The sequence below is a fragment of the Acidobacteriota bacterium genome, assembly GCA_030774055.1.
Taxonomy (GTDB): Bacteria; Acidobacteriota; Terriglobia; order Terriglobales; family Acidobacteriaceae; genus JACPNR01.
Window position 1 is genome coordinate 18,164 of sequence record JALYLW010000003.1, and the last position, 9,614, is coordinate 27,777.

Here is a 9,614-nt window from a genome sequence, read left to right on the forward strand (position 1 = left end):
AGGTATTTCTGTGGCACAATGGGACAACTTCCTCCCAGAGCATGCCAGGATTTTGAGGTACCCCCGGTGGCAATCGACCGCAACCAGTTGAAGAGAGAGGGCATCCGCTACGCGCGGTCGCTCCAGATGATCTTCAAGATGGTCAGTATGCTCTCGGCCGAGCATACCTCCGCGCAGGGTCTGCTCGGCAACAGCTACAACATTCTGAACGAGCTCCTGAAGGCGACGCGGCAATTCACCATCGGCTTCGTTGACCAGCGCATCCTGATCAATAACATCCTGACCCAGGAAAAGACGCTCAACGTGCTGGAGAACGAGTTTCTCAAGCGCGGCATCGGCGCGCTCACCTTCGACGTGGGCATCACGCTCTCTGCCTACAAGAAGGCGATGGGCGTGCTGGCGCGATCAGCGAAGGACATCGACGAAGTCGGCGGGCTCTCGCGCTATCTGGAGAGCAACCCGGTGGAATTCGTGCGCGTCTTCCCGGCAAGCAAGAACCAACAGAGGACCGAGAGCGGCGACACCTTGATCGACATGGATTCGGAGTCGTTCCTGATGGCGAAGGCCTTCGCGGAACTCCACAATCCGAATCCCGGACTGCAGAGTCTGGACGCGTTCATGCAATCGAGTGGCATCTCCGGCGAAGGTGGTGGCGGTGGTGGCCAGGGCGGCGGCGGTGGCCAGGGCGGCAGTGGCGGCGGCGGATACGCCGAGATGTTTGGCAGCAGCGGTACCGGAGTCGGTTACGGGTCCACCCACCCGGAAGGTGGCGGCGCTTCGGGGGGTGGCGGAGGGGAAGCGGGCGCGGGAGCCGGGCCGGGCTTGGGGCCGGGAATCGGAGGCTTTGGCCCAGGCGGCGGCTTAGGGCCGGGCTTGGGGCCGGGCGGTGGTGGACTGGGACCGGGCATGGGGCCGGGCGCGGGGCAAGGAGCGGGGCCAGGTGGAGGGCATCCGGCGCCGGGGAGCGGGCCGGTGGAGATCGAGCGCATGGTGGAGGGTTTCTTCACCAGCAGCCTGATGGATTCCAACCAGGGTCCGCAACAGCGCTCGTACGTAGAGCTGGCAAAGATCATCAAGGAGATGCGGCCGGAGTTCGTGCTGCAGAATTTTCCGCCCCAGCGGCGTGAGGAGCTGCGCTCGTTGCCGCCGGACCAGATGGCGGCGGAGATCATCGAAGACACAGCGGTGAAGTGGGCGATGGACCGCCTGGTGACGGCGCCCTCCGGGGCGGAGGCGGTGATCGTGGAAGAGGAAGTCATCCGCGTGCTGCTGCGCAGCCTGCAGACCACGCAGATGGCGGACCGGCTGGCGAAGAAGCTGGCCGAGTTCGTGAAGCAGTATTCCATCCCGCCGACCACGGTGAAGCGCATCCAGGATGAGCTTTCGTGGGTGACGCTGAAGACGAAAGAGAAGACGACCCAGCTGCTGTCCCTGGAGAAGTTCGACGTGGCGGCGTTCCGGCGCCTGCTCGAGCACCTGAAAGAGCTGATCAAGCAGACCGACTTCGAGTCGGCGACCGCGCTGGGCAATCAATACCTGGCGTTCCTGGATCAGCCCGGCAATCCGCCGCCGGAGGAGATGGGGCGCGTGCCGGAGCTGCTGCGGGCGATGGCGGGAGTGCGCACCGACTTCTGGGAAAAGGCGGGAGCGCGGCTGATCAAGGCGCTGGAGCAGAAGACGCAAAGCGAATTCCTGCACCGGCAGCTGGTGAACTCGCTGGTGGCGCTGAGCAAGTCGAGCGCGCTGTACGAGGATTTCAAGCTGATCCAGACGGTAGGCACGGCATTCGAGAAGAGCGCGACCGACAGCGAGCACGCCGCCTGCTGTGGCAGCGCGCTGCGCGAGCTGTTGACGATGCACGCGGTGGACCGCGTGATCGAGATCTTCGTGCAGCGCAAAGACGACCTGCCGTGGACGCGCACCGCGGCGGCGCTGCTGCGCTGGTCAGGAACGCCGGCCATCACCAAGGTGTTCCAGCAACTGGAAGACGAGCCCACGGCCGCGATCCGGCTGGCGATCCTGCGGCTGATCGCGCGCATCGGGCCGGCGGCGGTGGTGCTGGCGCGGCACCAGTTGAAGAGCGACCGCTGGTTCGTGGTGCGCAACGGCTGCAAGCTGCTGGGTGAGCTGAAGGATCCGCAGCTGCTGGAGATGCTGGCGCCGGCCTTGAAGCATCCCGATCCGCGGGTGCAGAAAGCGGCGGTCACTTCGCTCATGGACAGCCGTAACAAAGACCGTGCCGCGGTGTTTGCCAACGCCATCCGCGACATGGACACGCAAGTGCTGGAAGACGTTTTCGCCGACCTGCTCTTCCTCAAAGATGGGCGCTGCCAGGACGCGCTGGAGAATTTCGTCTTCCTGCACGAGCATGGCAAGACGAAGATGCTGGTGCACGCGGTGCAGGCGCTGGCCGCCATCCCGGGACAGCGCACGCTGGATTCGCTGATGCGCGTGCTCTCCGACGGCAACCTGGATAAGTCCGTGCGCCGGGCGGCGATGCATCCGCTCACGCGCCATGCCGAAGGCGCGGAGATGGTGCGCCAGTTCGCCGAGGCTTTCCCGGACGATCCGCTGGCGCGCGAGGCCATCCACAACGCGAAAGCCGCCGGCCACGCTTAGCGGTTCCGGCGGGTATCGATCCAGCTATCGCCGCGCACTGTGACCGGCGTCACCGACGGTTGACGGCGCGCGGCTTAGCATTCGGTCAGGTGAACTGCCGCCGGGTTGAAGTTGGTGTTGCGGCAGCGTAGATTCGAGCTGACGGACTTCGATTCAGCGGCGCTTGGTATCCCATCCATGTCTACCGCACAAAATCGCTACCTGCGTTTCGGCCTGGCGACGGCTGTGATCGTGCTTTCGCTCGGCTACCTCGCGTTCACCGGCGCGCAGGAGAACAAGAGCTACTACGTGACCATCTCGGAGTTGCGGAAGATGGGCGACGGCGCATACTCCAAGCGCTTGCGGGTGGCGGGGAACGTGGTGCCGGGATCGATCCAGCGGCAGGGAACGAAGGTGCAGTTCCAACTGGTGGAACTAGGGCAGACGGTCGCGGTGTCGTACGTGGGTAGCGAGGCGCCTCCGGACACCTTCGTGGACAACGCACAGGCTTTAGCGGAAGGCGAATACGGGCGCGATGGCGTCTTCCACGCGAAAAAACTACAGGCAAAGTGCGCGTCGAAGTATGCGCCTGCCGATCCGAATTCTCCGCCCCAGCCGGGGACGAAAGCGCCAGCGGCGCCCGCGGCGCCGGCATCCGCCCCGGCTCCAGTGAAGAGTGCGAGCGCGGGCGACTGAACGGCTTGCCGACCGAGCCCAATGCTCTGCGCGACGACCCGGGCGACACTCTTCGTAACACTCCCAGTAGTCCCGCCGTCGCACTCACCGGCATAAGCAAACTTTTTGGACGCTTTGCCGCGCTCAAGGGCGTGACTGCCGAGTTCCGTGTCGGATGCCTGTATGCGGTGCTGGGCGAGAATGGCGCAGGGAAATCCACGCTGCTGCGCATGATGGCCGGCTTGACGGAGCCGACGCGGGGCGAGGTCCGCATCTTCGGAGAGCCGCCACGCGCGGTGCAGCGCCGGCTCGGCTTCATGGCGCACGCCTCGTTCCTATATGACGAATTGGACGCGCGCGAGAACCTGCGCTACTTCGCCGGACTCTATGGCATCCAGCAGGCGGCGGCGTGGGAGGGCGCGATCGCGACGGTGGGGCTCGACCCGGCGTCGCCGCGGCGGGTGGGCGACTACTCGCAGGGGATGCGGCAGCGCTTGTCGCTAGCGCGGGCGGTATTGCATGCACCCGAGTTGCTCTTGCTGGACGAACCGTTCTCGAACCTCGACGCCGCGTCCGCGGCGGCGATGGCGCAGACGTTGGGGAAGATGCGCGATGGCGGACGCACCATCTTCGTGGTGACACACCAGCCGGCACACCTGGCCGACATTGCGGATGAATCCATCACGCTCGCGAATGGACTGATCGCCAGCCGCGGCGTGGGCACGCGGCGAGCGGCGGAGGCGCGGCGATGAGTGGCGTTGCTGCTACGAACCCGCCCGGACTGGCGCACGTCACGCGCGCGACGCTCGCCAAAGACATTCGCCTCGAGTGGCGCTCGAAAGACGCGCTCAACGGCATGCTGTTCTTCGCGCTGCTCGTGGTCGTGATCTTCAGCTTCAGCTTTGAGCCGACGGCGGAGGAATCGCGACGCATGGCCGGGGGGTTGATCTGGACGGCGTTCCTGTTCGCCGCTACCGTAGCGCTGAACCAGACGTGGGCGCGCGAGCTGCGTAACCAGGTGCTGGATGCGTATCGCATCTCGCCGGCGCCCGCGAACGCGCTCTTTCTCGGCAAGGCGCTGGGCAATCTCCTGTTCATCGCCGGGGTGGAAGCGTTGGTCGTCCCGGCGTTCGTGGTGTTCTACAACCTGCGCTCCATCGGGCCGCTGTACCAGCTGCTTGCCGTCTTCCTGCTGGGCACGTGGGCGCTGGTGGTGAATGGGACGTTCTTCGCGGCGCTCTCGCTCCGCACCCGCAGTCGTGAGATGATGCTGCCGCTCATCCTTTTCCCGATCAGCATCCCGGCACTCATCGCGATGGTGCTTGCCACCACCGCGGTGCTGGTGGGGGAGTCGCCCCGCATGGGATTGGCGCTGCTGGCGGTCTACGACATCATCTTCACCACGGTGTGCTTGCTGCTATTCGAGACGGTACTGAACGCGGAATGAAAGACGTTAGAGTTTCGACCCGGGAATGAACAAGACAGCATTCATGGTATTGGCGGTGATCGCGGCGGCGCTGCTGAGCTTCGGCTTGCACGCCGCGATGAACGCGCCATCCATCTACGTGCCGGCGGCGAACTCGGCGAAAGAGCGCGAGCTCAGCGAGATCTTCCGCATCTTCTATTACCACGTGCCCTCGGCGTGGACCGCGTTCCTGCTGTTCTTCGCGAACTTCATCGCGTCGGTCGCCTACTTGTGGAAGCGCAAACCGGCGGCGGATGCCTTCGCGCTGGCAACCGCGGAAGTGGGCGTGGTCTTCTGCACCGTGGTGCTGGTGACAGGCCCGATCTGGGCGCGTCCGGTGTGGGGCATCTGGTGGACGTGGGACGCGCGGCTAACGACCACGCTGGTGCTGTGGCTGATCTACATCAGCTACCTGCTGCTGCGGCGCTACTCGACGGGCGGACAGACGCCGGTGTTGGCGGCGGTGCTGGCCGTCTTCGGCTTCCTGGATGTGCCGCTGGTCTACATGTCGATCCGATGGTTCCGCACGCAGCATCCGCAGCCGGTGATCGGCGGCGGAGAAGGTTCGGGGATCGCGCCACCGATGATGCAAGCGTTGCTGGTGAACTTCAGCGCTTTCTTGGTGTTTGCCATCCTGCTGGTGTGGCTGCGTTACGCGATGGGGCGGATGCGCGCGCAGCTCGAGGAGCGGCACGCGCTGGCAGCCGTCTCGACTGCGGGGGCCGAGCGATGAATTACCTGTACGCAGCGTACGTCGCGACCTGGGTGATCCATCTCACGTACCTGGGGATACTCGTCCGCGGAGTCGCACGGCTGCGCGCGGAAGCCGCGGATCTTGAGGGCGCGGAAGTCGGCTTTCCGGCTCGGGAGCCTCGCCGGTGAAGAAACTTGTCATCGGATTTCTGCTGGGAGTGATCGTGGGCGCGGCGAGCGTGGCCGGCTATTTTTATTATGAGCGGCGCGCCTACCTGCGGAGTTCGGTGTGCTTCTCGTGCTTCTGGCAGGGACAGAGCGCGGCGCTGCGCACCGACCTGATCGAGTTCTACCGCCAGTACAAGAGTCCTGACGATTTCGTGATGGCAGACGTGTCATACATCCTGTGGCGCGCGGTGGACCAGCCGAATTGTGACGCGCGCGAGCAGTACCTGCAGATCGCGAACTCCGATCCGGACGCCTACCGCAGGTTCATGGCGCGTTCCATCTACGCCTTTGGCGGACCCGAGTGCGGACAAGAACCGTTCACGGACTACGGTACCGCGGGCGACCTGGCGGCAAAGCTGGGGCTTGGTGGCGAGTCGGACATGCTGGGGCGGCTCGGCCGTAGGGAGTTCACCCCCAGCTTCGAGGACGTGGCGATCACCTCGAAGCTCGAGATCCCGAACCATCCCAAGACGATGATCCTGGGTGAGACGCGGATCGTGATCAGCGCCGGCACGCGGGTGGGAACGCAGGTGGATCGCGTGGCGCGCGACTGGCTCAGCTACCAGATGCGCTGGGATCTGAGCGGCGCACCCATGCCGACGAAAGACCTGATCTCGTATCACGAAGGTGCGGTGGTCACACGCATCGTGAAAGCGTCGGCGGCGGAGGTGTATCCGCTCACCGGCACGCTGATCGCGAAGCGCTCCGACAAGTGGTACGCGCCCGACGAGAAGGGAGTCTTCCGCTTCCAGGTGCTGGAAGACAAAGTCGAGTACCCCACCACGCACGTCGCGGGACAATTCGGCATCATCGAAGACACGCACGGGGTTTCCGCGCTGGTGAGCCAGGCGCTGGAGCGGCACATGAGCGTGGTGGTGGCGTGTGGCGACTCCGATGGCAAGGCGAAAGCCGCCTTCTACCTGGCGCAGCGTGGCGTGAACGTGATCATGCCCGGGGACCGCTACATCGACGAGCTGATCGGCTACGAGGGCACAGGCGTGGTGATGGGGACGTCGCCGGTGCGGCAAGTGGGCGACAAAGCCGTGGTCGGCGGCCAGCCGATCCGCTTCTTAACGCGCGAGACCATCGTGGTAGAAGACACCAAGAAGAATTTCCCATTGCAGTACTACGATGCCGGCGCGCGCTACTTCCGGCACCTGGCAAAGCTGACGCCGCTGCAGCTGGAGTTCGTGATGGTCGATGACCAGGGAGAGATCGAGCGCGTGCTGAGCCATGCTGACGAGATCAGTGCTACCGCGGTGGCTGTCCGCGTGGTGAACAAGGTCGAGCACGACAAGCTGGAGGCGTGGCTCAAGCAATCGCCGCAGCGGCGCGCGGTGTTGTTCCACTCCGGACTCTATCCGTTCGCGCAGCCGTTGTTCGAGGAATTTCCCCAGCAGGTCACGTTCGGCGACCTGCGTCCGCGCTTCGAGTAAGCCTTTCCGATTGAGGAATGCAGGAGAGGGATGGCGCGCCCGGCAGGACTCGAACCTGCAACCCCCAGCTCCGGAGGCTGGTGCTCTATCCATTGAGCTACGGGCGCGTTGCCGCCTGATTATACGAGATGCGGGTCGCGCTCAGCTCGGCTTGTCCACGGTGGAAAGGTGTTCATGGACGATGCGCACCTTGCCGTCAGGATCGAAGGCGAAGACCTGCGTGGCGCGGCCGTGCTTGATGTTCTCTTCCGTCACGCTGCCGAGCGCGGTCATGACCTTGGAGGCGTGGAACTGGAAGGTGTAGTCGGCGACGGCGGCGCCGCCATCGGCGAGGATGGCAACGTCGATGGCGCCGAGTGTGGCTTTCAAAGTGGAATGTGCGCCGAAGTATTCGCGCTGGCGGCGGGTGGCGGCGAGGCGTCCGGGCTCGGAGCGGGTGGCGCTGGAGCCGAAGACGCTGGACTCATGCGCGTAGAAGTCGGCGAGGGTTTGGGCATCTTTCCCGGCGAAGGCGTTCCAGAAACGTTGCACCTCGGCGCGGACCTGGTCGGCGGTGAATTGTCTCACGGAAAAAAAGCTACACGAAACGCGCGCTACTGGCCAGAGCCCATCATCTGGATGGGCATGGTCGGCGTGTCCTTGCCGCCATCGGGCTCGATGGTCACGGCGAACGATGCCGCCTCTACCCCGACCGGCAGTGGCGGGTTCATCACCAGGGCCTCGCCGGCGGCGTTGGGCTTGAAGGTACCCGCAGGCATGGGTTTGCCGCCGGACTTGGGCAGCAGCCAGAGTTCGTAGGTCTTGCCGGCGGGCAGTGGCGCGAGGTTGGTCGCCATAAAGACCAGCTCGGCACGCTTGGGCGCGTAGATGGCGCGTCCGTGGGGATGCGGTGGCTGGTTCGGACTAACCAGGGTTACGTGTTGCGCCTCAGGATCGCGAAGCATCTCGAGCAGCATCTGCGCCTGCTCGGTCCGTTGGTGCTCCTGCTCGAGCGCGATGCGCGAGTACTCGAGCCGGCGGCGCAGCTGCACATTCTCCCGCCAAAGCAGGATGCTGATGAGCACCAGCACCGCGGTGGCGAGGATAGGGACGAACTCAAAGAAGGAGCGCCGGCGACGGACCGTGCGCATATGCGGCTCGGTGGCGAGGGCACTCACCAGACGCGCCCGCGAGCGCTCCGGTGGAGCCGGTCCCAGGGTGGTGAGCGCGAGCAGCGCGGCGTCTCCGCGCAGGACTTCGAGCTCGCGGCGGCAGGTGGCGCAGCCGGCAAGATGTTGCTCGAGCTCGGCTTGCTCGGCAGCGGGCAGCGCTCCCAGCGCGTAGAGCGCCAACAACTCGGCGGATTGTTCGTGCGTGCTCATGCTTGGAAGGCCTTGCGCAACTGTAGCAGCCCGTTGCGGATGCGCGTCTTTACCGTGCCCAGCGGATCGCCGGTCTGCTGCGCGATCTCGTTGTGCGTGAGTCCTTGAAAGAAAGCCATCTCGAGCGCACGGCGCTGCTCGGCAGCCATTCCCGCCAGCACGCCGCGGACTCTCACGGCAGCGCGCTCGCGATCGGCGGCTTCCTCGAGGTGCGCATCGACGGAGAGCGTTACGTCTTCGATGTCCATCTGCTCGCGGCGTCCGCGGAGCTGGTCGATGGCGCGGTGGCGCGTGATGACGGCAAGCCAGGGAGCGAGCTTGCCACGGGCAGCGTCAAAGCTGCCGGGTTTGCGCCACAGCTGGAGGAAGACTTCCTGCAGCACGTCTTCGGCAGCGCCGGTATCGCCCGCCACCCGCAGCGCGACGGCGTAGACGAGGCCGGAATAGCGATCGTAAAGCTCGGTCATGGCGGCGTGGTCGCCTGAGCGAACGCGCGCGACCAGCGCCACGTCTTGCGCACGCGTCTGCGGTTCGACACCAGCCACGCTCTCAGCTTCCTCTCAGAGTACGTTCGGCGGAGGGCCGCCGGATTCCTCATCCTGCGCTTTCGTTTGGCCTGCGCCGCACGCACCTGCCCACGACGGGCGTGCAGGACGGCAACCCTACCAGCAGGGCAGGGTCGCCGACAAGCCGGGAGCTGCTTTGGGAAGAAGCAACGGTCGCTGGCGCGGAGACCTCTAATCCAGTTATCCGGTGTCACGCGGAGGGAGCATGAATACCTGGAAGCGCGCATTGATCTTCGGGTCGCTGGGCGCGGGAGCGTTCCTGATCGCGACCGGGAAACGTCCGGTGGGGCTGGCGATCGCAGGTGTGGGTGTGGCGAGGCTGGCGGCGGCGAGCGCGTGCTCGCCGCGCTCGCTGAGCGCGTCGGAGTATGCCAGCGTCTGCGGACCGCAATCTTTGAGTCCGTCTTCCAGCGCGCGCGCTTTGTCGTAGCGTGCCGACTTGGCAAAAAGCCGCGCCGCTTTTTGCAAGGTGTCGCAGGAAGGATGGAGCGAGATGCGATTCTCGAAGGCCTGCAGCGCGAGCTTGTCCCATCCCAGGCGCTCGGCGGCCTCACTCAACAGTTCTTGCGCGGGAACAAAGTCAGGGCGCAGC

At 65.2% G+C, this 9,614-nt stretch carries 10 protein-coding genes and 1 tRNA gene; 6 read left to right on the top strand and 5 right to left on the bottom strand.

Annotated elements, in window-relative coordinates:
* Nucleotides 1–66 precede the first annotated feature (66 nt).
* From M3P27_00330 to M3P27_00355, 6 genes are all read left to right on the top strand, one after another.
* Nucleotides 67–2,619, top strand: a complete 2,553-nt coding sequence (locus M3P27_00330; protein ID MDP9266755.1) for a HEAT repeat domain-containing protein — start codon at nucleotides 67–69, stop codon at nucleotides 2,617–2,619.
* A gap of 177 nt (nucleotides 2,620–2,796) precedes the next feature.
* Nucleotides 2,797–3,294, top strand: a complete 498-nt coding sequence (locus M3P27_00335) for a cytochrome c maturation protein CcmE (protein MDP9266756.1) — start codon at nucleotides 2,797–2,799, stop codon at nucleotides 3,292–3,294.
* Between the two features lie 5 nt (nucleotides 3,295–3,299).
* Entirely contained in the window at nucleotides 3,300–4,025 is a 726-nt protein-coding gene (locus M3P27_00340; protein ID MDP9266757.1) for an ABC transporter ATP-binding protein, read from the top strand.
* Complete coding sequence (locus tag M3P27_00345) at nucleotides 4,022–4,720, top strand: heme exporter protein CcmB (protein ID MDP9266758.1); 699 nt, start codon at nucleotides 4,022–4,024, stop codon at nucleotides 4,718–4,720. Before M3P27_00340 ends, M3P27_00345 begins: the two co-directional genes overlap by 4 nt.
* A gap of 25 nt (nucleotides 4,721–4,745) precedes the next feature.
* Nucleotides 4,746–5,471 carry a cytochrome c biogenesis protein gene (locus M3P27_00350; protein MDP9266759.1) on the top strand — a complete coding sequence of 242 codons (726 nt, stop codon included), beginning with the start codon at nucleotides 4,746–4,748 and terminating at the stop codon, nucleotides 5,469–5,471.
* A 145-nt stretch (nucleotides 5,472–5,616) separates the two neighbouring features.
* Nucleotides 5,617–7,095, top strand: coding sequence for a hypothetical protein (locus M3P27_00355; GenBank protein ID MDP9266760.1), 1,479 nt, complete (start codon nucleotides 5,617–5,619; stop codon nucleotides 7,093–7,095).
* 31 nt (nucleotides 7,096–7,126) lie between these two features.
* Here the strand turns inward: M3P27_00355 and M3P27_00360 are convergent.
* The 5 genes from M3P27_00360 to M3P27_00380 form a co-directional block, all read right to left on the bottom strand.
* Nucleotides 7,127–7,202 (bottom strand) — tRNA-Arg (locus M3P27_00360).
* A gap of 34 nt (nucleotides 7,203–7,236) precedes the next feature.
* Nucleotides 7,237–7,662: a nuclear transport factor 2 family protein gene (locus M3P27_00365; GenBank protein ID MDP9266761.1), complete on the bottom strand. Its 426-nt coding sequence runs from the start codon at nucleotides 7,660–7,662 to the stop codon at nucleotides 7,237–7,239.
* Nucleotides 7,663–7,688: 26 nt separating this feature from the next.
* A complete protein-coding gene (locus M3P27_00370) occupies nucleotides 7,689–8,456 on the bottom strand; it encodes an anti-sigma factor (protein MDP9266762.1) in 768 nt (255 codons plus the stop codon).
* Nucleotides 8,453–9,001 (bottom strand): sigma-70 family RNA polymerase sigma factor, encoded by a 549-nt coding sequence (locus M3P27_00375; protein ID MDP9266763.1) that lies wholly within the window; start codon nucleotides 8,999–9,001, stop codon nucleotides 8,453–8,455. The genes M3P27_00370 and M3P27_00375 overlap by 4 nt, the downstream gene beginning before the upstream one ends.
* A 201-nt stretch (nucleotides 9,002–9,202) precedes the next feature.
* The coding region (locus M3P27_00380; GenBank protein ID MDP9266764.1) for a hypothetical protein at nucleotides 9,203–9,614 on the bottom strand (412 nt) is incomplete at its 5' end.

Bases quoted from the DNA above. Each gene is read 5' to 3' on its own strand.
- M3P27_00370 (MDP9266762.1), bottom strand. From the start codon at position 8,456: ATGAGCACGCACGAACAATCCGCCGAGTTGTTGGCGCTCTACGCGCTG.
- M3P27_00335 (MDP9266756.1), top strand. From the start codon at position 2,797: ATGTCTACCGCACAAAATCGCTACCTGCGTTTCGGCCTGGCGACGGCT.
- M3P27_00350 (MDP9266759.1), top strand. From the start codon at position 4,746: ATGAACAAGACAGCATTCATGGTATTGGCGGTGATCGCGGCGGCGCTG.
- M3P27_00345 (MDP9266758.1), top strand. From the start codon at position 4,022: ATGAGTGGCGTTGCTGCTACGAACCCGCCCGGACTGGCGCACGTCACG.